Genomic DNA, 25,947 nt, shown 5'->3' with positions numbered 1-25,947 from the left:
TCAATGAATAGGAATTTGAAGTTCTATACTGGTCCCAATATTCAATTCGGATGTGATATTCATCGTTCCTTTTAAAAATTGAACCCTTGATTCTATATTGTGAAAACCTGCTGTTTTTTTCATATTCTGGCTTGCAGGATCAAAGCCATTTCCGCTATCTTCTACGGTAATATTGAGTACCTTTTCCTCTTCGCTTATCTGAATAATAATTTCTGAAGTATTGGCGTGTTTTATAGCATTATTAACCAATTCCTGAATAATTCTGTACACAATAAGCTGTTTTTCTTCTGAAATGGAATTGCTGTAATTGATGAATTCGGTATGGATATTCAATACATTTGTCGACATTCGGCTGGCAAACTCTTTAATAGCGGCTTCTAACCCATATTTTATTAATAAATCGGGCATTAAATTGTGTGCTACGCGTCTCAGTTCTTCTACAGCACCGTCAATCTGGTTGATCGATTTCGAGATTCCTTTTTCTATAGTTTCAGATTGATGAGGATCAAGATAAGACAGCTGCAGCTTGGTTCCGGAGAGCAATCCACCTAATCCGTCATGAAGGTCCCGGGCTAAACGGCCACGCTCCTGCTCCTGCCCTTCTAAAAGTGCTGTAAGGGTAGCTATTTTTGTGTTCTGCTTTTCCTTTTCCATGGCTAGAGCGTGCAGTTCATCCCTTTGTTTCATGGACTTTACACGCTGTTTATAACCATAAAGCAATAAGATGATCAAAACAATGAAAATGATTATAAATACAAAGTAATATGTATTGATCTTTTCTTTGAATATCAACAGTTCTTTATAATTCTTAATGTCGTTGTTCTTTCGCTCGGTTTCCAATTTTGCCAAACGAAGCTGCTGCGCTCTTTTTTCGGATTCGAGTTCAGAAAATTTTAACCGTTCGCGCTGATTTTCTTCTGTCAGTTTTAAGTTATTATAAACCTGTTCGCGTTGTGCGCGTAAGATATTCATCAGCTTGATCTTTTGTGCTTTTTTATCACTTTCCAGCTGTAGTTTTATGTACTTCTGTTCCTGTCTTTCTTTTTCAAACTGAGATTCCAGCCTTTTCGTAATATCAAGCTTTTCCTGGTCGTACACACTTTTGTATTTGTCTACAAAACTTTTATAGTACATCAATGCTTCTTTATAATTGCCTTGCTGTTCACTGATTCCAGACAGAGATTCAAGGATGGACAACTCAATATTCTGATCCCGAACCGGGCTTTTTCCAATTTCCATGGATGCTTTCAGAAAGTAAGATTTCGCTACATCATAATTTTTATCCTGTATAGCCAGCTCCGCTAAAATTCCAAATGAAGAAGCAATATGAATAGCTTCTCCCGTTTCCAAACTTATTTTGTTGGCCAATTGGGCGTAATGCATAGCTTTATCTCTGTTAAAGCTGATATACAGATTAGCCAAATTGATAGCGGCATACGATAAATTGCTCTTGTTGAGCATCACCTCTTTACTTTTGTTGAAAGTGGTAACAGCCAGCAGATAATATTGCTCTGCTTTATTTCGAAATTCAACATTTGAAGGATTCTGAGCATATTTCTGTTCGTATACATAGCCGATTCTCATATAGGCATCGAAGGTCAGATTAGGATCATTTTGCTTTGAGGCGAGTAGCAAAAACTGTTTACTGTACTTTTCTTCAAGCTGATATTCATTCAGATTGGAATATACTGTAGAGAGCTCTTTAACTGCGGTGGCGAATCTTCCGTATAAAGTGGAAGTCGTTGGCGAATTTTCGTAATAATTAATGGCTTTCAGGTAAGCCGCTACAGCATCAGTTGTTTTGTTATTACGCGAAAGAATCCAGCCTTTTGCGTATTGAAGATAACCTTTTGCTTCGTTACTATTTGTTTTTAAGCTATACAGATGGGCTAAATCCAGACTTTTCAAAGCTTCAGAATTCTTATTGTCTAGTCGGTAGTTTATAGCCTGCACCGCATACAAAATCGTAGCATATTTCCCGTCAACCTGCTTTATTGCGATAGAAATATTCGTTTTTAAAATCTGATAGGATTTCTCTTTATTATTTTGCAGAAATAATGCTTTCGCATATTTAGGAGCCAGATTAAGCTGCTCTGTTGTTTTATCTGAAGCATTGTTATATTCCTTTTCTAATTTTATTAAAACTTCCTGTGCTTTGATGAAAAAAGGAGAAATAAGTAAAGTAAATAGCAATAGTAATCTGTAGACCAAACTTTTATATCTATTAAGTTGTGTTATAATAAAGAACGTAAATATAGGCAAAATACACACTAATTTACGCCACAATCATGCTGCTCAGCTAAAGATTTCCACTTTCTATTTTTTTATTGATAGGTGTGGTTCTTCAATTTTCTGTTTTACAAAAAACTGTGTCTTCGCAATTCCATACATAATCCCTTAGATCCGAACTTTATTGAGTGATCTTCTCATATTCTTCAATCAGAGCATCCCATTCTGTCAGAAGGTAATCTTCAAAGCTCGAAAATAATGTTGAGCTTCTATTTTTTGATACCATATCATAATGATAAATTTTTCCGGACTGGCAATCTAAAACCAAAACGTCTGATGGGAAACTGGAATTAATCACCAAAAAATTATAGGGCAACTGAAACTTGTGCCTTGCAAAAACAGTGGCGCCAAAAAGTGTACTTATATTACCACTCAGTGGATTATCCGGTACGATTCCATTGGTATACAATAGTTCAGGAATTCCGCCACCACCAAATTCTAATAAGTAGGCTTTCAGAAAATCATCAAATTTCAACTGTAAAGCGTCTTCAATTTTTGTAATATTTTTTTTGGAATTTGGTCCGTGAAATTCTGGTTTTTCATCCAGATTTTCGATTCTTCTAATCAGTTCTCTAAATTCTTCAAGCATATCTAAATCAAGTATATAAGCTAAAACGGTTTGTTTACAATTGGATAAGAAATATTTATACGATCATTCTTTATATTCTTTTCCCGAGTAGATATCGATATAGTAATAGATACTTTTCCCGGAATCTGTTGTAACGGTCACCAATCCATCTGAGCCAATGGATTTATACCCTTTTGATCCAATATTTCTCTTATTCTTCTGATCATAAAGCAGATACAACCCATTTTCTTCTTTCTGGAGAGCATAGATCTGTTTTTCCGTATCCAAAACAGAAGTATCATGGTATTCAGGCTGTATTTCCCACTTTTTTGCATTCCGGTTCCATACACCCATCGTTCTCTGTTGTTTTTCGTTTTCAATCCTTATCAGGTATAAATCATTCATTTCCTGGTACCAATTTATTTTTCCGAATTTCCAGCTTTTGCCCACAAACTGATCGGGTAAAATCATTTTTCTGTCCGGCCAAACCAAATTTCCCACCTGATCCAATACCTTAAAATCATAGTTTCCAATAGAATCTGCGACGTTTCCCTTCGTATCAAGATAAAGCCAGCTGTAAGCCCATACATCCTCGTCGTAATTAAAAACTCCCAATAAAAAGTAAGGCGAATTGGTTATTGAATATACCAAAGACGTTTTTTTAATAAAATCAATCTGTTCAGCTGTTGCCTTTGTAATTTCTTTGGGAAATACCTTTTCATATTGCGGAAAAGCATATATAGTGTTTGTGTTATTTTCTGCTAAAAGTTTGGGAACTTCTGGCTCATACCGTTCTTTGTTCACTTCTTTCAATGTTATTGTTTCTTTTCCCCAAAGGATGGAAAGTGTTTGTGTTCCTTTTAATGTGCTGTGAACTGCCTTTTTTTGGTTGAGTTCGTATATAGAGAACGTTTTATCTGAAGATTTGATAAAGCGTTTGTTTTCTAATAATTCTGTAATATTATCATTTGTCTTATACAAACGTCCTTTTTTGATTTCGTAAAGGTTACCGTTCCAAAAAACATGATTTTCATCTACAGAAACAAAATTCAGATAATAGCTATCCTCCAAATAAGGAACGTCCTCATTAAGTAGAATTTGTTTGGTTTCTACAACACCGATCTCAACTTTGTGATAGGTCTGTTCTTTTTTAATACCGCTTCCTAAAATATTCCAGTCCCATTTCCAGGCGGGCATTTTCTTTTCATATTCAATTTCTCTTTTATAAAATGTAAGACCATTAATAACATCTATATTGATCTCATCAGCGGAAAAATCCAACACTATTTTTCCTTTTTCGTCTATGATGGCAGATTCACCTTTTTCATTTCCCACAATGGCAAAACCTGTAGGGGTAAATAATGATGCGCCTTTGAATTTCTGACCAATAATGGGCTTTAGAGTTATTTTATCTACATATATAAAGTCATTCTGTTGGGTTAGAAACGGAATGCAGTTTATCGTTCTCCTGTTTGAAGGAATTGATGTTGAATTATCTTTTTTTTCCTGTGTACAGGCTATGAAAGAAGTCAGCGTAAATAGGCTTCTCAATATTACTGTTTTCATACTTCGAAATATAAATCAATATTAGAAAGAAGTGAAGAATGAAACAATCCCGATTATCAGCTATATTTTTATCATAAGGCGTTCCTCTCTCTGAATGAGCTGTTAAATTAACGTTAATAATATTTATTTACTATTTATATGTTTCAATCAATTATTATCTTACATCAAGATACTAAGAAGATATTCCATCTAAATTTGTGAATATAAAAATCCAAATACACAATCAATTAATAAAAATAAATACAATGAGCACACTTAGACTAAAAGACGGAACAGAGATCTATTACAAAGATTGGGGAAAAGGTCCTGCTATTTTCTTCCACCACGGATGGCCATTATCCAGTGATGATTGGGACGCACAAATGTTCTTCTTTCTTGAACAAGGATACAGAGTTATTGCACACGACAGAAGAGGTCATGGAAGATCCGAACAAACTCCTTATGGACATGATATGGATACTTATGCCTCAGATGTTGCGGAAATTGTAGAGGCTTTGGATTTAAAAGATGTAATCCATGTTGGACATTCTACCGGTGGCGGAGAAGTTATCAGATATGTAGCCAAGCACGGCAACGGAAAAGTAGCTAAAGCTGTTTTGGTAAGTGCTGTAACTCCTATTATGGTTCAGAATGAAAATAACCCGAATGGAGTTCCTATCTCAGTTTTTGATGATATCCGAAACAATACGGCAAAACACAGACAACAGTTTTTCATTGACATTACCTTCCCGTTTTATGGTTATAACAGAGAAGGTGCTAAGGTTTCTGAAGGAATTCAGAGAAACTGGTGGAGACAAGGGATGAGCGGCTCTATCAAAGCGCATTATGATTGTGTAAAGGCTTTTTCTGAAACGGATTTCACAGAGGACCTTAAAAATGTAGATGTTCCTGTATTGGTAATGCATGGTGAAGATGATCAGATTGTTCCTTTTGAAACAACAGGGAAAGTAGCTGCTACTCTTCTTAAAAATGGAAAATTGATTTCTTATCCAGGTTTTCCTCATGGGATGCCAACAACGGAAGCAGAAACCATCAACAGAGATCTTTTAGAGTTTTTTCAATCATAATTAATTATCCTATTATATTTAAAAAGGTGCAATTGAATTCAGTTGCACCTTTTTTATTTTTAAACACTAAAAAGTGTATTAAATAAAATTGTAAAACTGCTATAGTAAACACTTTAACGAAATTTAAATTTCTACAATAAGTGAATTATTGCAGCAAAACTCTATATTTGCCTCGTCAAAAAATAATCTATGAAATTGAAATTAATGACTTTTTTAAGTCTTTCGATGCTATTGGCATCTTGCGCTCAGGATGAGACTCGCGATAATGTAATGTCAGCTGAAAAAACAGTTGCAGTAAACGGAGCCGATGCTTCGCGTATTAATATTGGTACTACAACTGTAAAATTAATCAAGGAAGAATTTCATACTTCTGTATTAAATGCCGGAGAGGCGATTACTTTAGAGGACCACGGTATAAAATACCAGCTCGTTATGCAGTATGATAATAATCTGGTATTATACAAATATTCAGGAAGTTCCATTTTTGTACTATGGAAATCTAACAGTTACAAACCTGCAGGTGGTTCTACACAGCTTATTGCACAAAATGACGGAAATATGGTGATTTATAACAATGGAATTCCTCTCTGGAATACCAATAAAACAGTTAACTTTTTTGTGAATGATCCTCATATGAAGCTCCAGTTATTTTCAAAAACAAATATACTAGGTTACTCAGGATATAGAATTAAATTTGTTTTGGGAGGGAATAATCAAAATCTTAATGATGTATTCCAGGTAGATTTTGAAGATACTACGGTTCATTTGTAAATGCAATAAAATTGCAGATTATAAAAATTTGAATTGATTTTTTTTGTATCTTTGCACACTATTATTCCTAATGTCCTTAGGAGTAGCCAATACAGATATTGATAACAAAAACAATAAAAAAGCAAAACAATGCCAAAATTAAAAACGAAATCAGGTGCTAAGAAACGTTTTGCTCTTACTGGAACAGGTAAGATCAAAAGAAAAAACGCTTACAAAAGCCACATCTTAACTAAGAAAGAAACTAAGCAGAAGAGAAATCTTACCAGCACTTCTTACGTAGCTAAAGTGGATGAGAAAAGCGTTCAACGTCAATTAGCAATTAAGTAGTTTTTATAAATCTATATTCGGTTTATAAGAATTCAAAACAAATTCAAAATTTTAACCCTGAAATGGTGCAGCTAAGTGCAATGAAACAGATTGCCGCACATTTCAAAAAAACAATTTAAATTATGCCAAGATCAGTAAATGCAGTAGCTTCAAGAGCTCGCAGAAAGAAAATTTTTAAGCAAGCTAAAGGTTTCTTCGGAAGAAGAAAGAACGTTTGGACTGTAGCTAAAAACGCGGTAGAAAAAGCAATGCAATATGCTTACCGTGGTAGAAAAGAGAAAAAGAGAAACTTCAGAGCACTTTGGATCACTCGTATCAACGCGGGAACTAGAGAGCACGGAATGTCTTACTCTCAATTTATGGGAGCTCTTAAAAAGAACAACATCGAGCTTAACAGAAAAGTTTTAGCAGATTTAGCAATGAATCACCCTGAAGCTTTCAAAGCTGTTGTAGATCAAGTAAAATAATGTAGAATACTATTTTTGTTATCAATATAAGTCCCGGGTTTTCCCGGGATTTTTTTATGGTTATTATTTTGAGTTTTTGAGAGTATACAATATACTGCCTTTTATTCTGTGAGCTTCAGGCGATTATAACAATAACCCTTGTAATGCGAAGGATTATTATTGAAACCCTAAGCAATACAGAATTAAGTACCTTAATTAATAATAAAAAATAGTGATTTATTATTATATTAGCAATCTCTAAAGATTAAAATAAATGAAAAGAACTGCAGCGTTACTGCTGACTTCCATTACCGTGCAAAGCATTGCTGCACAGAGCTTTATTCAAACTTATAAAGATAGAGCTGATATGGTTACCCAAACCAATATTACAAACAACCTTCAGGATTTTGCGGGTTTCGGAGTAAAAAAGACTGGAACAACAGCAAACAGTAATGCTTCAGATTGGATAAAAAGCAAATATTTGTCTTATGGATATGCAGCCAATACAATTACTGAAGATACTTTCACCTACGGAAGTGCTAATTCAAAGAATTTAATCATTACCAAAACAGGAACATTATATCCCAACAAATACGTTATTGTCTGCGGGCATTATGATACCATTGTAGGACCAGGCGTAAGTGATAACGGAAGCGGAACCTCTATTATTCTGGAAGCAGCAAGAATTCTAAAAGATATCCCAACTGAATATTCTATTAAATTCATTCATTTTTCCGGAGAAGAACAGGGGCTTGTGGGAAGTACTCATTATGTAAACAATGTTGCCTATGAAGCAGGTGTACAAAAATTAGATATTAAAGTGGTTTTAAATATCGATCAGGTAGGTGGTCTTATAGGAAATAACAATAATACGATTACATGCGAAAGAGATACAGGAGGTGTATCCTCCAATAATGCGGCATCCAATACCGCTACACAGGAACTGATGAACTGTACGACCTTTTACTCTCCTCTTCAGACCAATCTTTCTTATGCTTACAGCTCAGATTATATGCCGTTTGAAGCAAAAGGATATACCATTACAGGATTTTATGAATATCTAAGAAGTGAAAATGAACATACAGTAAATGATACTTTTGCAAATCTTGACCCTGTATATGTGCTTAATGTAGGAAAAGCTACCGTAGGAGCATTACAGCATTTTGCCGTAGCTTCTACAGTTAATAATCTATTAGGGACAAAAGAAACTCCACAAAAACCATCAGAAAACGTTAGAATTTATCCCAATCCGGCAAAAGATACTGTAAATATTGAATTTTCACAAAAAGTCAATCAGTTTAAAGTTGAAATCACCGATATGGCGGGAAATATGTTTTTACAGTCAGAAAATCAACAAAAAATAAATACTTCCGGCCTTAAAAATGGAGTGTATACCGTTACTATAAAAACGGAGAAAGGAAACACCACAAAAAAGATAATCATCAATAAATAATGCAAAATATGACCTGCTGATCTGAATCTATTTTTTTCAATCTGCAAGTCATTGTCTACATATGAGAAAAATCGCTACTTTTTTATTAGCTGCAGTAACCTACCAGAGCATCAGTGCTCAGAGTTTTATTCAGGCTTATCAGGACAGAGCTAATATGGTTACTCAAACCAATATTATAACCAATCTACAGGAGTTTGCCAGTTTAGGGGTTAAAACTACAGGCTCTCAAGCTAATGCCAACGCATTAACCTGGCTTAAAAATAAATACCTCTCCTATGGATATTCTGCAAGCCAAATGCAGGAAGATCAGTTTCCATATGGCAGTGCTACCTCTAAGAATCTTATCATTACAAAAACCGGAACCGTATATCCCAACAAATATGTTATTATCTGCGGGCATTTTGACAGCATCACCGGAACAGGCGTGAATGATAATGGAAGTGGCACCTCTATTATCCTGGAGGCTGCAAGAATTCTCAAAGACATTCCTACGGAATATTCTATTAAATTTATTCATTTCTCAGGAGAAGAACAGGGACTTGTGGGGAGCACCCATTATGTAAACAATGTGGTGTACCAAGGTAGTAACCGCGTTCTTGATATCAAGCTGGTTTTTAACCTTGATCAGGTAGGTGGCGTTATGGGGAACAACAACAATACGGTATACTGTGATCAGGATTTGGGAGGTCTTACTTCCAATAATGCAGCTTCCGCTACTGTTACTCAGGAGTTAAGAAACTGTACCGCACTTTACTCTCCTCTTCAAACTGCTGTAGACCCTGCAGAAGATACCGATTATATCCCTTTTGAACAGAAAGGCGAAGTAATTACCGGTTTTTTTGAAAGAATAAGAAGCAGCTATCCTCACACCGCTAATGATACCTTTGCCAATACAGATCCTGTATATATTTATAATATTGGAAAAGCTTCTGTAGGAGCATTGCAACATTTTGCAGTGGCTACCACAAGCGCGCTTGCAACTCAGGAAACAACTGTCAAAAACTCTTTGGAAAGTTTAAGGATCTACCCTAACCCAGTAAAAGATATCATTAATCTTCAACTTCCGGATTCCCATATAAAAAATTTCAGTTTTGAAATTACAGATTTTGCAGGAAGATCTATTTTTACAACTAAAAATGAAACCAAAATTAATGTTTCAGGCTTAGAGAACGGTGCTTATATCGGTACTCTAAAATCAGGAGACCAGACTGTAGTAAGGAAAGTTCTTATTGAAAGATAATCTCCATCTGTGATTCATAAACAGCTAAGCTTACCATACAAACCTTTGAATTTATTTTCAAAGGTTTTTTATTTACAGCTACTAATCAATAATATATATAATTTACTATGCATTTCTTATTATATTAAACACTTTATTGTGATTTATTTATTACATTCGCGTTACCAAAACAAAATAAATAATATGAAAAAAATCACCACATTACTATGTGCTGCTATGGCTATGCCAACCATTGGAGCCCAATCTTTCATTCAGGCTTATAAAAACAGGGCAGATATGGTTACCCAAGCCAATATTACTGCCAATTTGCAGGAGTTTGGCAATCTAGGAGTAAAAACTACCGGTTCCCAGGCCAATGCCAATACCTTAAACTGGATCAAAAACAAATATCTGTCTTATGGATATACCGCCAGCCAGATTGAGGAAAATCCGTTTACCTATGGAAGTACAAGCTCTAAAAATCTTATCATCACTAAAACCGGAACTGTTTATCCTAATAAATACGTGATTATTTGCGGACATTTTGATACCATTGTTGGTCCAGGAGTTAATGATAATGGCAGTGGAACTTCTATTATTTTGGAAGCTGCCAGAATACTGAAGAACATTCCTACAGAATACTCTATCAAATTCATCCATTTTTCTGGTGAAGAGCAGGGCCTGAGAGGAAGTACTCATTATGTAAACAATGTAGTGTATCAGGGAAGCGTACGAAAACTAGATATTAAATTGGTATTCAATCTTGACCAGGTTGGCGGGGTAAAAGGTAATAACAACAATACCGTTTACTGTGATGAAGATCAGGGTGGAGTTTCCAGCAACAATGCGGCCTCTGCTGCCATTACTCAACAACTTAGAAACTGCACTGCGCTGTACTCTCCTCTTCAGACGGCTGTAGATCCAGCAGAATCTACCGATTATATTCCTTTTGAACAGAAAGGTGAAGTGATTACCGGTTTTTTTGAAAGAATAAGAAGCAGCTACCCTCATACTGCTAAAGATACTTTTGCTAACGTAGATCCTGTTTATGTTTATAATATTGGAAAGGCTACTGTAGGTGCTTTACAACATTTCGCTGTTGCCTCTACTTCCACTTCTTTCGCCGCAAAAACAGCACAACAAGAATCTCTGGAAACGGTAAAAATTTACCCCAACCCTGCGAGCAGTATTTTGAATATTGATCTTCTCGACCTCAAAGGATCCAGCTTCAGCTTTGAAATAACCAATTCATCAGGAAGATCTATGCTAAAGACAAACAACGAAACAAAGATCAATGTATCTGCATTAGAAAATGGAGTCTATATTGGGGTTTTAAAAGTAGGTGAGCAAACTGTCACAAAGCATATTTTGATTGCAAGATAAGTGTTTTCCAAAAGATAAAAAACGAAGAAACAGAGCAAAATTGCTCTGTTTTTTATTGTTAAAGTATTATTTATACAAATAAAATCAAAGCATTATAAAACAACAATATACATGTATTAATTAAAGTTAAATAAAATATATAATTGTACCAAAATCATGATTGAGCTGCAACCAATACTTTTTGAATATCGGATTGAATTCTTTCTATGATCCACTTCATATCTTCCTGTTTCAATTCTGTAAGAAGGTCGCTGTTATTTTCATTGAAATCTGTAAGCACATCCTGCAAAAACTCTTTCTGAATTTCCAGAATACGCTGAGGATTATTAAAATCAAGAGCTCCGACTTTTGAAATCACACTCTCTAATCTGTTGGGTGACACATATGTTTTTATTTCGGAAGTGATAAAAGACAGATCTTCAGATTTAGAAGAAATATTGGGTACAAATGACCATTTTTCAGCCTGATGAAATTTTTCTTCTTCTTCAAACTCCGGATTTTTAATTTTAATAATAGGACGTTTTGAAAACAAAAAGTGGTCTTTCTGATAAAGCTTTACTACAATTCCTTCTATCAGATTATGTTCCAGCTCGGGAAGTCCCAATTCTTTTGGAATTGGAGAATTAATTCTGATGTTGAAATTAACAGCTTCATTAAATTTACCTATAAATAAGGGTTTTACATACGGAACACCAAATTGTTCAGCATATGATATCACAGTCTCATAATCAAGATAAGACTTATTTCCAGCCTCGTCCACCACAGCAATATCGAAGGCACAAAAATGAATATCGGGAGCATAATAAACCCCTGTCTGAATAGCCTGTAGATTTTTATTTGTTATTTCAACCTCGGAATGAGGATATTTTCCACCAAAAAGTTCTCCATAAAGAATATATTGATTTCCTGCGACCGTATTGCTTACATGCTCAAACAATCGAAGGACAGCATCTTCCAGCTTGCTTACAACAAGCTGAAAACCAAAGAAATCATCATTCCAGGACAGATAATCTCTTCTTTTGGAGTATCTTAGGTGACCTTCCTCATATGAGAAGCTAAAATTAGCTCCATGAATTTTTTCTGTGGCCACCCATTTTAATTTATCCATATTAGATAAATCTTTTTCATTAAGTCCTGTTTTTTTTAAGGAATCAGGCATCTTTTCATATCCGGAAAATTCACTCATGAGAATGGTTATTTTTGTATTAGTTTTTAATATAAGAGGACAAAGATAGATAATATCATTAACATCATGTTGGGTGACAAAATGCTTTCCGATATAAACTATTTTGAAAAATTCAACAATTTTATTTATTCCTATCCTGAAGAATCTGCTCAATTTCTTCCAATGAGAATCCTTTCGTTTTCAATAAAATAAGGAAGTGATAAAGAAGATCAGCGGCTTCATTTTTAAAGAGATCTTCGTTATTATCTTTCGCTTCAATTACCAGTTCCACCGCTTCCTCTCCTACTTTTTGAGCAATTTTATTAATGCCCCGCTGGAATAATGAATATGTATAGGATCCCTCTGTTTTCTGATCAATTCTTTGGGATATTTTCTCTTCCAGTTCATACAAAAAACCTTTAGATTTCTTTTCTCCAAAGCAACTGAAGCTTCCTGTATGACAAACTATATTCCTGGGAATCACTTTGATCAAAATAGTATCCTGATCACAATCTATATCAATGCTTTTTACTGTTAAAAAATTGCCGGATTCTTCTCCTTTTGTCCACAATCTGTTCTTGGAACGGCTGAAAAATGTAACAATTCCTTCTTTTTCTGTTTTTTCAAAGGCTTCTTCGTTCATATACCCCAGCATGAGAACCTGCAATGTTCTGTCATCCTGAATAATCACAGGAACAAGCCCTTTATCTTTATTAAAATTAATTTTCATCGGATCTCTATTTTTTGATTTTTTAATTCTTCTTTCAATTCTTGAATGCTTACTTCATTAAAGTGGAAAATGCTGGCTGCCAAAGCTCCTGTGGCTTTCGTTTCCAAAAAAACATTCACAAAATCGTCCGCACAACCCGCTCCCCCAGAGGCAATAACAGGAATAGTGACATTTTCTGAGACTAGCTTTGTAATGCGCAAGTCAAAACCCTTTTTCGTTCCGTCGCCATCCATCGAAGTTAAGAGAATTTCTCCAGCACCAAGAGAGACGACCTGTTTTGCCCATTCTACAGTTTTGAGATCTGTTGCCTGTCTACCGCCTTTGATATGAACAAGATTTGAATCTCCCACCTGTTTTGTATCGATAGCCACCACTACACACTGACTTCCAAATTCGTTGGCCAGATCAGAAATGAGTTGAGGATTTTTCACTGCTGAAGAATTGATACTGATTTTGTCTGCCCCCGCTTCCAGAAGCTTCCTCACATCTTCTACCGAAGAAATTCCTCCTCCCACTGTAAATGGAATACTGAGTTCTTTTGCAATCTCTTTTACCAGCTCTACAAATGTTTTTCGGTTCTCAATGGTAGCCGTAATATCCAGAAAAACCAATTCGTCTGCACCATCCTGTTCATACTTTTTAGCCAGTTCTATAGGATCGCCTGCATTTTTAAGATTTTCAAAATTGATTCCCTTTACAGTATTTCCATCTTTGATATCAAGACATGGAATAATTCTTTTTTTAAGCATTTTCAATAAAATTTTGAAGTTGTTGAAGGCTTATTTTCCCTTCATAAATAGCTTTCCCTATGATGGTGCCGGAACATCCGATATCTTTCATTTTATACACGTCTTTGATACCTGAAATTCCACCACTTGCTGTAAGCTGAATCGCCGTTTTGTATAAAATTTCAATATATAAACCTGTTGACGGGCCTTCTAGCATTCCATCTTTTGAAATATCAGTACATATAACGTTTTGAATGCCTTTTTTCTGGTATTGAAGAATAAAATCAATAATATCCTTATCGCTTTCTTCCTGCCAGCCTGAGGTTTTTATTTTTCTGTTATCAAAATCTGCCCCCAAAATAATCTTTTCCACCCCATACTTTTGGATGGCATTGTAGCAAAATTCCGGGTTCTGAACTGCGATACTTCCTAATGTAATCTGTTTTGCCCCGGAATTAAAAGCAGTTTCTATATCTTCCTGTGTTTTTAATCCGCCTCCAAAATCAATATGCAAAGAAGTTGAGCGGGCTATATTTTCCAGTACTTTCTGATTGACGATGTGTTTTGATTTGGCGCCATCAAGGTCAACCAGGTGTAGAAATTGAATTCCAAAACTTTCAAATTCCTTAGCAACTTCCACCGGATCTTCGTTATACACTTTCTTGGTATTGTAATCTCCCTTTGACAGACGGACACATTTTCCGTCGATAATATCAATGGCTGGTATAATTTTCATCATGACAAATTGATAAAGTTATTAATGATTGTACTTCCTATATCTCCTGACTTTTCCGGGTGAAACTGTACCGCATAGAAGTTATCTTTCTGCAAAGAAGAACTGAACGGCAAAATGTAATCACAAACCGACGTTGTATAGTCGGATAACTCACAATAGTAACTGTGAACAAAGTATACATCGCTCTTATTTTCGATCTCTGAAAATAAAAGGGAATTCTGTTCAGAAATCGTATTCCAACCCATATGAGGCACAATGTCTACGGAAGGAAATTTTTTGACTCTGATATCAAAAATTCCAAGTCCTTCGGTATTGCCTTCTTCATTTTCCTTGCACATCAGCTGCATTCCAAGACATATTCCCAATACGGGCTGTTTTAGCTGTGGAATCAGCAGATCCAGTCCTTTTTCTTTCAGAAGTTTCATTGTTGAAGAAGCTTCCCCAACTCCCGGAAAGATCACTTTATCAGCTTTTATAATAAGTTCTGGATCATCTGTCACTATCGAATCAACTTTTAATCTGTTGAGGGCATTCTGAACGGAACTTACGTTTCCACCGTTATATTTTATTATTGCGATCATTGTTATAAACTTCCTTTTGTGGAAGGCAAATTATAATTGGTATCTGATTGGTTTACCGCCATTTTCACAGCCTTTGCAAATGCTTTGAAGATAGATTCTATTTTGTGGTGTTCGTTATCTCCTTCTGCTTTGATGTTGAGATTGGACCTGGAAGAATCTGTAAAAGATTTGAAGAAGTGAAAAAACATTTCTGTAGGAACATCTCCAATTTTTTCTCTTTTAAAAGGAGCGTCCCAAACCAGCCACGGTCTGCCGCCAAAATCTATACCCACCTGAGCCAGACAATCATCCATTGGAAGCAAAAAACCATATCTTTCAATACCTTTCTTCTTTCCCAATGCTTTAACAATGGCTTCTCCAAGAACAATTCCGGTGTCTTCAATCGTGTGGTGTTCATCTACTTCAAGATCTCCGTTTACTGTAATGGTAAGGTCCATATTGCCGTGTCTCGCAATCTGATCCAGCATATGATCAAAGAAATGAAGTCCTGTGGAAATTTCCGATCTACCCTGACCATCGAGATTTACTTCAACCTCTATTTGAGTTTCATTCGTTTTTCTGGACACTTTGGCTTTTCTCATTCCTTTTTTTAGAAACTGATAAATTTCTGCCCAGGAAGTCGTTGTGAGCTCTGCCTTATCATTATCATTCTGATTGATAAAAATAGATTGAGTTCCCAAATTTTCAGCCAATTGGATATCTGTGATTCGATCTCCGATTACGTATGAATTTTCCAAATCATAAGAACCATAGATGTATTTGCTTAGCATTCCTATTCCGGGCTTTCTAGTCGGTAGATTTTCATGTTCGAAACTTTTATCTATAAGAATATCACTAAAAATAATTCCTTCATTTTCGAAAGCTTTCAGCATTTTTTCGTGAGGTTGGCTAAAATCTTCAAAAGGAAAACTTTCCGTTCCCAAGCCATCCTGGTTGGTCACCATTACCAATTCATAATCCAGTTCATTGGCAATTTTGGCAAGATTCTGAAATATTCCCGGGTAAAACTCAAGTTTCTCTAAGGAATCGACCTGAAAATCGACAGGAGGTTCAATAATTAATGTTCCATCCCTGTCTATAAAGAGTACTTTTTTCATGACTGAATATTTTTTAAAAGATCAATCAATATTTCATTTTCCTGTCTGTTTCCTACGTTAATTCTTATACAACCCGGGATGGCAGGATCTCTTCTGCTCGTAAGAATTTCTTTTTCCAGCATTTTTCCATATACCTGATCAATATTCTTCATTTTGATCAGAAAGAAATTGGCATCCGTTGGAAATACTTTTTCAATACAGTCTATATTTTCAAACTGATCCCGCAACCAGCTTACTTCCTTCAAAATCATATTAACATTTTCAGAAAGAATACTTTCATCGTCAAGTGTTTTTAAAATCAGCTCCTGACTCAGGACATTCACATTATAAGGAGCTTTTACCGTGTTGATTAAAGTGATAATTTCTTCTGAAGCATACGCCATTCCTACTCTGGCTCCTGCAATTCCCCATGCTTTTGAAAAAGTCTGAAGAACAATCAGATTGGGATATTGATCAAGAAGCTCAATGCTTGATTTATTTCCTGAAAACTCAATATAAGCTTCATCTACTACTACAATTCCGTTAAAATTCTGAAGAAAGAACTCAACATCTTCCACACTGTTTCCGGTAGGATTGTTGGGCGAGCAGAGAAAGAATACCTTTATGTCTTCTTGATTTACAGTTTTGAGAAAATCTTCTTTTATAATATTGAAATTTTCATCCAGATCAAGCTTTAAAACTCTGTTTTCGTTGATGGTAGCATAGAACCCGTACATGGCAAAGGAAGGATTCATCATCAGAATAGAATCTTTTTTAGGTTCACAGAAGATTTTGATGATCAGATCAATCAATTCGTCACTTCCGTTTCCTACTGCGATCTGGCCGGATGATAGTTTTTTAAGCTCAGCCAAACGGTTCTTCAACTTTTTCTGTGTAGAATCCGGGTAACGATTACATTCCCCGAATGGACTTTCATTCGCATCCAGAAGTACCGGTGCGCTAAACTCATTATGATCCCTGAAGCTGATATAAGGTTGTAATTTTAAAATATTTTCTCTTACTAAAGTCTTTATACTGTTATTTTTCATTGTATTGATTGTCTTAATATTTTTTGGGTAAACGCAAGGGCGCAAAGCTTTTTAATTCCTTTTTATTTTTCAAGACGCAAGAAAATCTTAGATTTTCAGCAAGTTAAATGGATTTCAATTTTATTGGATATCAATTCCTTTCGTATTAAAAAATGTATTTTACAATATTGTTTTATGTCTTTGCGTTTTCCAACCTTTACTTATTTTAATCTTATTGATACTGCATTTTTGTGAGCAAGCAAGCCTTCTGCTTCTGCCATAAGCTCTATTGTTTTTCCTAAATTCTGAAGCCCTTCTTTAGACAGATGCTGGAAGGTTATTTTCTTTACAAAACTGTCCAGAGACACTCCGCTGTAATTCTTTGCATATGCGTTGGTCGGAAGTGTGTGATTGGTACCGCTCGCGTAGTCTCCGGCACTTTCGCAGGAGTAATTTCCAAGGAACACAGAACCTGCATTCTGAACCATAGGAATATATTTCTCAAAATCGGTTACCGCTAAAATAAGGTGTTCAGGAGCGTATTGATTACTGAACTCCAACGCTTCCTCCAGAGAATTGATTACTATAAACGAACTGTTTTCCAATGCTAATCCAGCCATTCTATTTCTTGGTAAATCTCTGATTTGTTGTTCAACAGCACTGATTGTCTCATCAAAAACTTTAAGATCTGTTGTCACAAAAACAACCTGGCTATCACCTCCATGTTCTGCCTGGGAAAGAAGATCTGCAGCGCAAAATTCAGGGACTGCATTTTCATCTGCAATGACAAGAACTTCACTGGGCCCCGCCGGCATATCGATCGCAACCCCATACCGTTGTGCATATTCTTTTGCAGCTACTACAAATTGGTTTCCCGGACCGAAAATTTTGTATACTTCAGGAACGGTTTCAGTTCCTAATGTCATAGCAGCAATAGCCTGAGCACCTCCTGTTTTGAATATCTGAGTAATTCCACAAAGTTTTGCGGTATACAAAACAGCAGGATTGATATTACCTTCCTTATCCGGTGGTGTACAAAGTATTATTTCTTTACATCCTGCGAGATTGGCGGGAACAGCAAGCATCAGTACGGTTGAAAACAGAGGAGCAGTACCTCCGGGAATGTAAATTCCGACTTTTTCCACCGCACGGTTTTCTCTCCAGCAAACAACTCCTTTTATTGTTTCAATTTTCTCAATTTCCGCTTTTTGTGATTGGTGAAATTTTGAAATATTCTCTTTGGCCTGCTGAATGGCTTTTTTTAACTCTTCTTCAATATGATTTTCAGCACTTTCAATTTCTTCGGATGTTACAGCGATATTTTCTGTTTCAGCTTTGTCAAATTTTCTATTAAATTCGATTAGGGCCTGATCTCCGTTTTTCTCCACCTCATTAAAGATGTCTCTGATAAGATCTGAAATTTCCTGCTGTTCAAGAACAGGGCGCTTCACCAGTTCTTTCCAGGTATCTTTTGTAGGATATTTATAGGTGTTCATTGTATATTTAGTATAATTTATATTTTCAGATGACCATTTTATCAATTGGAATGATTAAAATATCCTGAGCTCCGTTGTCTTTAAGCTCGTCAATAACATCCCAAAAGCGTTCTTCATCGATGACGGAATGAATGCTGCTCCAACCTTCTTCTGCCAATGGAATGACTGTCGGGCTTTTCAGAACAGGAAGAACTTCAGCTACTTTCTTAATCTTATCATTAGGAACATTCATCAGAATATATTTTGATTTTTTCGCTTTTAAAACGGCTTTGATTCTGAAGAGAAATTTTTCAAGAATGGCTGTTTTTTCGGTAGATAATTGAGGCGTTTTTGCCAGAACAGCTTCAGATTTCAGCAAGGTAACCGTTTCTCTCAATCCGTTTTTGAATAAAGTACTTCCCGAGCTTACAATATCACAGATCCCATCTGCCAAACCAATATTGGGAGCGATTTCTACAGAACCGGAAATAATGTGAATATCAGAAGTAATTCCTGCTTTTTTTAAAAAATTTCTAAGGGTATTGGGATAAGAAGTCGCAATTTTTTTTCCCTGAAAGTAAGCGGGATCATCGGTTTCTATTTCTTTTGGAACCGCTATGGATACTCTGCATTTTGAAAAACCAAGCTTCTGCACGATCTGGATATTCTTTTGTTTTTCAATCAAAAGATTCTCGCCGACAATAGCAATATCCACCACTCCATCTTCCAGGTATTGTGGGATGTCTGAATTTCGCAGGTACATAATTTCCATTGGGAAATTGTCTACGGAAACTTTAAGCTGGTCTTTTCCGTTATTGACGAATATTCCGCAATCTTTGAGAAGCTGTAGGGATTCTTCGTAAAGCCGGCCGCTTTTTTGAATCGCAATTTTTAATTTACTCATTTCGCCTTTTTTGGGTCCGAGTAAATAAAAACTGATCTAGAATATTTCTGAGGTGAATTCAGGAAACAAAAAAACCGCCTATTTACTCAGACGGTTTTAATTATTTTTGATTTTAGCACAAACTTATATCAATCAATTCCGCCTAACAGAGATGATGATAATAATGATGTAATGCTAAAATAGTTGGTTTCATTGCATTGAATTATGATGCAAATGTAGGACTTATTTTTAAATTGCAAAGTTTTTTTAGATTAATTTTTGATAAAAACTCATCAGTTCTTTCGCAATCGGTTCGTCATTAAACTTCTGAACAAACTCGAAACCCTTTTCCTCACGGCGTTTTCTTTCGGATTCATTTTCCCACAGAAATTTTATTTTGGCTCTTATATCCAATTCATTGTTGGGATCAATATAAACGGAGTCTTTCCCTCCTGCTTCCGGCAGACAGCTTGTATTGCTTGTTACCACAACAGTTTTTGAGAAAAGAGCTTCTATCACGGGGATTCCGAAACCTTCGAAGAAACTTGGATACACAAAAATATCAGCCAGTTTATAGATAACAGCCAGTTCATCCATGGAAACGCCTTCCAGAAAAAGAACCTGTTTCTCCATTTTGTTTTTTTTGAGGAAACTGGCAATTTTCTGATAATAGTTGGTCTTTCTTCCCACCACAACCAAAGGAATCTCGTTTCCGTCAATGGCTTTCACTACATTCAACAGGTTTTTACGGTCTTCTATGGTTCCTACATTCAAAATAAATCTTTTCGGAAGATTATATTTCTGTATTGTTTTTTCTGTTAATTCCTGAGACTGCTGCTCTTTAAAGGCATGATGACATCCCTGGTAGATCACTTCAATTTTAGATTCCGGAACTTTCAAAAACTGTACAATATCTCTTTTTGTCTGCTCTGAAATAGCAATGATTTTATCTGCCATGTCTGCCGCTTTTTTAAATTTCCAAAAATGGATTTTACGATCGAAAAAAGAATAATACTGTGGATATCTTACAAAGATCAGATCATGAATGGTAACCGTTTTTCTGATCTTTTTCTGGTCCCATTGTAAAGGTAATTCACCGGATAAGCCATGAAAAATATCAGCTCCAAGTGTCTGAGCATCTTTTCCCATTTTAAGCTGACGGGAAAATTTCCCTTTTGAAGTGGCTACAAACTGAACATTCGGACGCTCAAGAATATCTTTTCCGCGTTCGGATTTATTTTTATTTAATAAAAAATAGTCGTTGTCCGGTTCGTATTGTGAGAGTATTCTTACAAGATCTCTTGAATAGTTGCCCAGGCCGGACGTATTATGGAAAAAACGTTTTGCGTCGAAGGCAATTTTCATGTTTTTTTATTTTTTTATATCGTTGATAATTATTTACACTGAAATGTAACGAATAGCATCAACGTTCTATCTGTTTCTGAAATTCCTGAAATGTTCCAAAGGTGTGTCCTTTTTCTTTAAGCCATCCAACAAATGAACCGAATCTTTCTACCATGTCTTTTCCTGAATTTTTCACTGTAAAACCAGGAAGTTTAAAGGCTTCATCTTTAATTTCCGCAAATTCCCAGGGATGGAAATAAATATTCAGGTATTGATCCTTTTTAAGGACATCTGACGCCAGTTTCTTATACACTGAAAGAGGAAAGTTATGAAAACTCAGCCAAAATAGAGGAATCCTGAAATTGGGTGATACAGAGGCCGGAACCTGTGTTACATTTCCTTCTTTATAGTAGGTTCTGGATACTTTCAAATTATTATATCTTCCCGGTAAAAAGGTCGGGTTGATAGAAGAATTGTAAGAATATCCTGCTTTTTCCACTTCTTTGTGGTCAACAGGCATCATTCTCGGCATTCTTAATCCTGTTACTTTTGTTGAAAATAATTCTTCCAGTTTCTCACGTGACTCTTTTAGGTGTCTGTTTTCAAATTCTGAGTGAAACCAAGTATGAGAAGCCAGTTCGTGCCCCTCATTCAATAATCTTTCAATGAGATATTTGCTGTTTTCTGCAAAAACAACTGTGGAAAAGAAAGTAGCTTTGGCACTATGTTTTTTAAGGATGTCAAGAATTCTCTCTAATCCTGTCTGTGAAATTGAAATTTGCTTTTCAAAGGGAATTTCACCCTTATATTCTAATGGCATATCAAATTCTTCAATATCAAAACTCAATAAAACCATTCTAAAAATTTTTGTTTTTAATAATATAATTAGGTCTGTCTTTCACCTGTTTAAATATTTTACCTAAATAAATCCCCATGATTCCGAGGATGATCAATTGAAGTCCTCCAAAGAAAACAATGGTCATAATCAGTGACGCCCAACCGGATATCTCGGTTCCCGCGATGAAGGAATGCAAAACATATGCTCCATAGCCAATAACTGAAATAGCGGAGAACAGAAATCCTAAATAAGCTGCTAAATAAAGGGGTTTTACACTAAAAGCTGTAATTCCTGTGAAGGCAAAGGTAAACATCTTTTTAAGATTATAACTGCTTTGTCCGGATAGTCTTTCATTGGCTTTAAAATCTATTCCTGCTTGTTTGAAGCCCATCCAACTCGTCAGCCCTCTCAGGAAAAGATCGTCTTCATTAAAGGATCTCATCACTTCAACAGCGTTGGCATCCATGAGCCTAAAATCTGATCCACCACCTTTGGTTAAATTAACATCTGACAAACTTGATAGAAGTTTATAGAAAAGGTCCGAGGTTTTTCTTTTAAAATACGAAATTTCTTTAGGATAGGTTCTTACGGTAAAAACAATATCATATCCTTCTTCCCACTTCTGGATCATTTCCGGAATAAGTTCTGGTGGATGCTGAAGATCACCGTCCATAGAAATTACGGCATTTCCGTTCGCGCTGTCCATTCCTGCTTTTACGGCTGGTTGATGTCCAAAGTTTCTTGAAAATTCAATGAATTTGACTTCGTTATACTGACGGGAAAGTTCTTCTAATTTTTGTTGTGTATTGTCACGGCTGCCATCATTTACAAATATGATTTCAAAGTCATAGTTGTGCAGACCCTCAAAAACCTCTTTTATTTTCTGATGGATCATAGCAACGTTTCCTTCTTCGTTATAGGCAGGAATTACAATTGAAATTTTCTTCATGTGTACTAGTTCAGGCTGTAATTTTTCTCAAAATCTTTTGTTAAAAGCTCATAAGTTACTCTCAACCAGATTACAATACAAGGTACTGCTTTTAATGAATATTTAATAATATAATTCTCTTTTACAAATTTCGGGAATAAGTCGGAAGTTGAAAAGCATGTGAAAATAATCACAAAAACAAGCAATCCGATAATAAGCGGTGTTCTTTCTTTTTGAAGGAAAAACCATAATAAAACTCCCACCACAGCAATAATGTATGTTGGAGATTCTGAACTGGAACTGAAAAGAACCAGAAACAGCAATGTGGAAGCAAGGATCATCAATTGGAAAGCATAATGCTTATACTGCTTTATCCTGATATAGGGCAATGCAAACAGCGGTAATCCGAATGCCAGAAATACCAGATTGGAAATAGATGCATCTCCCAAAATTCTTCTTACAAAGCCCATTAAGGAAATATCCTGCATATTACCCAAGACCTGATTTTCATTGTTCTTCTCTACAATAGACTGAAACCAGTCTGAGTAGCACTGAATGACAAAGCCAGGGCTTGAATAAGCCATAGGAAGTACAAAGAATAAAATGGCAATTCCAATTCCTGAAAGAATAAATTTGGTTTTGTTTTTAATGAAGAAAAACTGGGTAAGTCCTACAATTCCATAGATTTTCACAAACACACCTACCAATATTGCTGTAACCGATTTTACTTCTTTTCTTTCGTAAATATATACTGCAGATAGTAGTAAAAGCCCTGTTAATGCCACATTAAACTGCAAGCTTAAAGCTGCCGTAATATATTCCTGAAGGCAAAGCAATCCGAAAATCGCTTTTTTAGCATCGGAAAAAGGAAGCTTGTAAATTCCGTAGATGAAGATGAATGTATTGGCAATATTCCAGAGAGAGATTCCCAACCAGTCAGGCATCATGGCAAAAGGAGCAATTAATACGCTGAAAAAGACTCCGTAATGATTTAAATCAAAATAGAGGTCCGGATAATGGATGAATAGGTTTTTCTGATGGATTGTATTCAGGAATACGTTTTTAAAAATCAGATAATTATTAATCGCATAATCTCCTCTCAAGTATTTGGAAATTGCTGTAACAACCGATATAATAAGATAAACCCCAAATATATATTTAGGGTTTAAAAGTATTTTAAGAAATTTTTCTTTCAAGATGTGTAAATTAGTTTAAAATATAATCTTAAACAGCTACATTATTATCTCTCAATGCATCATTCAGAGACGTCTTCTTATCTGTAGATTCTTTTCTTTGACCAATGATCAATGCACAAGGAACCTGATATTCTCCTGCAGGATACTGTTTAGTATAGCTTCCAGGGATTACCACTGAACGTGCAGGTACTCTTCCTTTGATTTCAATGGGAGTATCTCCTGTAACATCGATAATTTTTGTAGAAGCGGTAAGCACTACGTTCGCACCCAATACGGCTTCTTTCTCTACGTGAACTCCTTCTACAACAATACATCTTGAACCGATAAAGCAATCATCTTCAATGATAACCGGAGCAGCCTGTAATGGTTCCAATACACCTCCGATACCTACACCACCACTTAGGTGAACATTTTTACCAATCTGTGCACAGCTTCCTACTGTAGCCCAAGTATCTACCATTGTTCCAGAATCTACATAAGCACCTATATTTACGTAAGATGGCATCATAATTACTCCCGGAGCAATATAAGCTCCTTCTCTCGCCACCGCATGGGGTACAACTCTAACACCTTTTTCAGCATAGTTTCTTTTCAAAGGCATTTTGTCATGAAATTCAAACGGACCTACTTCAATAGTTTCCATTTTTTGGATCGGGAAATACATTACTACTGCTTTTTTCACCCATTCATTTACCTGCCATCCGTTTTCTGTAGGTTCAGCAGTACGAAGTTCACCTTTATCAACTAAAGAAATAACCTCTCTGATCGCCTTCTGGCTGTCTTCATTTTGTAATAGATCTCTATTATCCCAAATATTTTCAATAGTTTGTTGTAACGACATGTTTCTTATTTAAATTAGTTTGAAAAATTATACCGGCCAAAGATACAAAAAAGTTCAGCAAAACAGTTTTTAACATTATGGTTTTAATAAAGGTTTAATATGCGTCTTACCTTCTTTTTATACGCCAGATAATTTTGCCCATATTCTTTCAGCAAATACTCTTCTTCAAGCCTTATCTGAATTTGCATCAACATACTTCCTATCAAAAGAAAAGAAAGAGCAATGACGGTTGGAAAAGCAAGAAAAAAACCAACAAGACTGATAGTCATTCCCAGGAATATGGGATTTCTTGAAATTCTGAATAATCCATGCGTTACCAGCTCTGTTTTTGTCGTACTATCGATCCCGATTCGCCATGAATCCTTCATTTGCTGTTGAGCTATAATAACCCATATTAAAGCAACAATCATTAAAACAACACCTGCATACTGAAGAGCACAAATCTCTAAAAAATTGATTTTAAACATTGTAAATATGTACTCCGGAAGAAATAATATCAGCATTGTATAGACAAAAAGGGCAAGTAAGATTAGCTTGAAGTAGCTTCCTACAAGCGCGTATGCCGAACCGTCTCTTGGAAGAACATTTGGACTTTTCCCAATCTGTCTGGCGACTTTATAACTGATCCCAACAAAGGAAATAAAAAAGAAACATATAAAGTATATAGGAATAAATAATTGGATGAAATCTGCCATATGATAATAGTTTTGAGCAAATTTCCTAAGTTTCGCGATGCAATGCTATTGCAATGACAACTTACAGAGAAGTTACCATTGGAAACGTAAAAATTCCCCTCCTCCGGAGGGGTGGCGAAAATTCAAAGAATTTTTGACGGGGTGGTTTAAGAAGATAATTATATAAGTTTTAGCCAAAGTCCATTATTACTTTAATCTCACAGACTGACAAGATGACGCAGATTTTCAAATCCTTTTACTCCAAAATAACAAACTCTATCGTCCTGGCAATATGTTTTTCACGAATAATCTCTTTTGAATAGGGAGTATTATGATCACTATTATATTTCTTCAAATAAGCCTGATTAATTTCTTCAGTAAGTTCTGCAATATCTTCCGGGACAATAGCTTGTATAGAATATCTATTTTCCCCGCATTGAATTTTTCCTTCCGGATTTTCTAAAAAAACATTGTACCAGCTTCTTTCGGCCAGTCCCCAGGATCGCGCGAATATTCGGTTTTGGATGACAACCATCCATATTTCCAGGAATTCTTGTCTTTCATTTCCTGCTTTTATTCCAATAATCGTATTGTTTTGAATGTAATATAATGCCGTTTCTTTATTCATTATTTAA

The 25,947-nt window shown here is 35.6% G+C and carries 26 protein-coding genes; 7 read left to right on the top strand and 19 right to left on the bottom strand.

Annotated elements, in window-relative coordinates:
- The 3 genes from ACQ76T_RS06555 to ACQ76T_RS06545 all read right to left on the bottom strand — a co-directional run bounded on the left by ACQ76T_RS06555 (position 1) and on the right by ACQ76T_RS06545 (position 4,423).
- Positions 1-2,211 (bottom strand): tetratricopeptide repeat-containing sensor histidine kinase, encoded by a 2,211-nt coding sequence (locus tag ACQ76T_RS06555; protein WP_431342518.1) that lies wholly within the window; start codon positions 2,209-2,211, stop codon positions 1-3.
- Between the two features lie 199 nt (positions 2,212-2,410).
- Positions 2,411-2,878, bottom strand: coding sequence for an SMI1/KNR4 family protein (locus ACQ76T_RS06550; protein WP_431342517.1), 468 nt, complete (start codon positions 2,876-2,878; stop codon positions 2,411-2,413).
- A 63-nt stretch (positions 2,879-2,941) separates the two neighbouring features.
- On the bottom strand, positions 2,942-4,423 hold the full coding sequence (locus tag ACQ76T_RS06545) for a hypothetical protein (RefSeq protein WP_431342516.1): 1,482 nt from the start codon (positions 4,421-4,423) through the stop codon (positions 2,942-2,944).
- Positions 4,424-4,668: 245 nt separating this feature from the next.
- On the opposite strand from ACQ76T_RS06545, the gene ACQ76T_RS06540 reads away from it, so the two are divergent.
- From ACQ76T_RS06540 to ACQ76T_RS06510, 7 genes are all read left to right on the top strand, one after another.
- The gene (locus ACQ76T_RS06540) at positions 4,669-5,490 is read left to right on the top strand and encodes an alpha/beta fold hydrolase (protein ID WP_431342515.1); all 822 of its coding nucleotides are present in this window, start codon (positions 4,669-4,671) and stop codon (positions 5,488-5,490) included.
- Positions 5,491-5,679: 189 nt separating this feature from the next.
- Positions 5,680-6,261, top strand: a complete 582-nt coding sequence (locus tag ACQ76T_RS06535) for a hypothetical protein (RefSeq protein WP_431342514.1) — start codon at positions 5,680-5,682, stop codon at positions 6,259-6,261.
- A 129-nt stretch (positions 6,262-6,390) separates the two neighbouring features.
- Complete coding sequence (rpmI, locus tag ACQ76T_RS06530) at positions 6,391-6,588, top strand: 50S ribosomal protein L35 (protein WP_034694453.1); 198 nt, start codon at positions 6,391-6,393, stop codon at positions 6,586-6,588.
- 122 nt (positions 6,589-6,710) lie between these two features.
- On the top strand, positions 6,711-7,055 hold the full coding sequence (gene rplT, locus ACQ76T_RS06525; RefSeq protein ID WP_034694451.1) for a 50S ribosomal protein L20: 345 nt from the start codon (positions 6,711-6,713) through the stop codon (positions 7,053-7,055).
- 253 nt (positions 7,056-7,308) lie between these two features.
- Positions 7,309-8,487 carry a M28 family peptidase gene (locus ACQ76T_RS06520; protein ID WP_431342513.1) on the top strand — a complete coding sequence of 393 codons (1,179 nt, stop codon included), beginning with the start codon at positions 7,309-7,311 and terminating at the stop codon, positions 8,485-8,487.
- A 61-nt stretch (positions 8,488-8,548) separates the two neighbouring features.
- Positions 8,549-9,727 (top strand): M28 family peptidase, encoded by a 1,179-nt coding sequence (locus tag ACQ76T_RS06515; protein WP_431342512.1) that lies wholly within the window; start codon positions 8,549-8,551, stop codon positions 9,725-9,727.
- A 183-nt stretch (positions 9,728-9,910) separates the two neighbouring features.
- Positions 9,911-11,089 (top strand): M28 family peptidase, encoded by a 1,179-nt coding sequence (locus ACQ76T_RS06510; protein ID WP_431342511.1) that lies wholly within the window; start codon positions 9,911-9,913, stop codon positions 11,087-11,089.
- Positions 11,090-11,243: 154 nt separating this feature from the next.
- Here the strand turns inward: ACQ76T_RS06510 and ACQ76T_RS06505 are convergent, their stop codons facing one another.
- The 16 genes from ACQ76T_RS06505 to ACQ76T_RS06430 all read right to left on the bottom strand — a co-directional run bounded on the left by ACQ76T_RS06505 (position 11,244) and on the right by ACQ76T_RS06430 (position 25,940).
- On the bottom strand, positions 11,244-12,275 hold the full coding sequence (locus ACQ76T_RS06505) for an RNA ligase family protein (protein WP_431342510.1): 1,032 nt from the start codon (positions 12,273-12,275) through the stop codon (positions 11,244-11,246).
- 121 nt (positions 12,276-12,396) lie between these two features.
- A complete protein-coding gene (gene hisIE, locus ACQ76T_RS06500; protein WP_431342509.1) occupies positions 12,397-12,984 on the bottom strand; it encodes a bifunctional phosphoribosyl-AMP cyclohydrolase/phosphoribosyl-ATP diphosphatase HisIE in 588 nt (195 codons plus the stop codon).
- Positions 12,981-13,733 (bottom strand): imidazole glycerol phosphate synthase subunit HisF, encoded by a 753-nt coding sequence (gene hisF / locus ACQ76T_RS06495; protein WP_431342508.1) that lies wholly within the window; start codon positions 13,731-13,733, stop codon positions 12,981-12,983. Before hisF ends, hisIE begins: the two co-directional genes overlap by 4 nt.
- A complete protein-coding gene (gene hisA / locus ACQ76T_RS06490) occupies positions 13,726-14,448 on the bottom strand; it encodes a 1-(5-phosphoribosyl)-5-[(5-phosphoribosylamino)methylideneamino]imidazole-4-carboxamide isomerase (RefSeq protein ID WP_431343724.1) in 723 nt (240 codons plus the stop codon). Before hisA ends, hisF begins: the two co-directional genes overlap by 8 nt.
- The gene (gene hisH / locus ACQ76T_RS06485; RefSeq protein WP_431342507.1) at positions 14,448-15,029 is read right to left on the bottom strand and encodes an imidazole glycerol phosphate synthase subunit HisH; all 582 of its coding nucleotides are present in this window, start codon (positions 15,027-15,029) and stop codon (positions 14,448-14,450) included. The genes hisA and hisH overlap by 1 nt, the downstream gene beginning before the upstream one ends.
- A 2-nt stretch (positions 15,030-15,031) precedes the next feature.
- On the bottom strand, positions 15,032-16,126 hold the full coding sequence (gene hisB, locus ACQ76T_RS06480) for a bifunctional histidinol-phosphatase/imidazoleglycerol-phosphate dehydratase HisB (RefSeq protein ID WP_431342506.1): 1,095 nt from the start codon (positions 16,124-16,126) through the stop codon (positions 15,032-15,034).
- Entirely contained in the window at positions 16,123-17,154 is a 1,032-nt protein-coding gene (gene hisC / locus ACQ76T_RS06475) for a histidinol-phosphate transaminase (protein ID WP_431342505.1), read from the bottom strand. Before hisC ends, hisB begins: the two co-directional genes overlap by 4 nt.
- Positions 17,155-17,354: 200 nt before the next feature.
- Positions 17,355-18,629 (bottom strand): histidinol dehydrogenase, encoded by a 1,275-nt coding sequence (gene hisD, locus ACQ76T_RS06470; RefSeq protein ID WP_431342504.1) that lies wholly within the window; start codon positions 18,627-18,629, stop codon positions 17,355-17,357.
- 25 nt (positions 18,630-18,654) lie between these two features.
- Positions 18,655-19,512, bottom strand: a complete 858-nt coding sequence (gene hisG, locus ACQ76T_RS06465; RefSeq protein ID WP_431342503.1) for an ATP phosphoribosyltransferase — start codon at positions 19,510-19,512, stop codon at positions 18,655-18,657.
- Between the two features lie 246 nt (positions 19,513-19,758).
- Positions 19,759-20,856 carry a glycosyltransferase family 4 protein gene (locus ACQ76T_RS06460; protein WP_431342502.1) on the bottom strand — a complete coding sequence of 366 codons (1,098 nt, stop codon included), beginning with the start codon at positions 20,854-20,856 and terminating at the stop codon, positions 19,759-19,761.
- 58 nt (positions 20,857-20,914) lie between these two features.
- The gene (locus ACQ76T_RS06455) at positions 20,915-21,691 is read right to left on the bottom strand and encodes a polysaccharide deacetylase family protein (RefSeq protein WP_431342501.1); all 777 of its coding nucleotides are present in this window, start codon (positions 21,689-21,691) and stop codon (positions 20,915-20,917) included.
- Between the two features lies 1 nt (position 21,692).
- The gene (locus tag ACQ76T_RS06450; protein WP_431342500.1) at positions 21,693-22,622 is read right to left on the bottom strand and encodes a glycosyltransferase family 2 protein; all 930 of its coding nucleotides are present in this window, start codon (positions 22,620-22,622) and stop codon (positions 21,693-21,695) included.
- A gap of 5 nt (positions 22,623-22,627) precedes the next feature.
- Complete coding sequence (locus ACQ76T_RS06445; RefSeq protein WP_431342499.1) at positions 22,628-23,797, bottom strand: glycosyltransferase family 87 protein; 1,170 nt, start codon at positions 23,795-23,797, stop codon at positions 22,628-22,630.
- 28 nt (positions 23,798-23,825) lie between these two features.
- Positions 23,826-24,638, bottom strand: coding sequence for a 2,3,4,5-tetrahydropyridine-2,6-dicarboxylate N-succinyltransferase (locus tag ACQ76T_RS06440; RefSeq protein ID WP_422692281.1), 813 nt, complete (start codon positions 24,636-24,638; stop codon positions 23,826-23,828).
- An 83-nt stretch (positions 24,639-24,721) separates the two neighbouring features.
- On the bottom strand, positions 24,722-25,333 hold the full coding sequence (locus ACQ76T_RS06435; protein ID WP_431342498.1) for a methyltransferase family protein: 612 nt from the start codon (positions 25,331-25,333) through the stop codon (positions 24,722-24,724).
- 235 nt (positions 25,334-25,568) lie between these two features.
- Positions 25,569-25,940: a DUF2255 family protein gene (locus ACQ76T_RS06430; protein ID WP_431342497.1), complete on the bottom strand. Its 372-nt coding sequence runs from the start codon at positions 25,938-25,940 to the stop codon at positions 25,569-25,571.
- Positions 25,941-25,947: the final 7 nt, after the last annotated feature.

Origin of the sequence: Chryseobacterium sp. JK1, from assembly GCF_050632815.1 — a bacterium.
In the GTDB taxonomy this organism is placed as follows: Bacteria; Bacteroidota; Bacteroidia; order Flavobacteriales; family Weeksellaceae; genus Chryseobacterium.
This window is presented reverse-complemented; position numbering and strand designations above follow the sequence as displayed.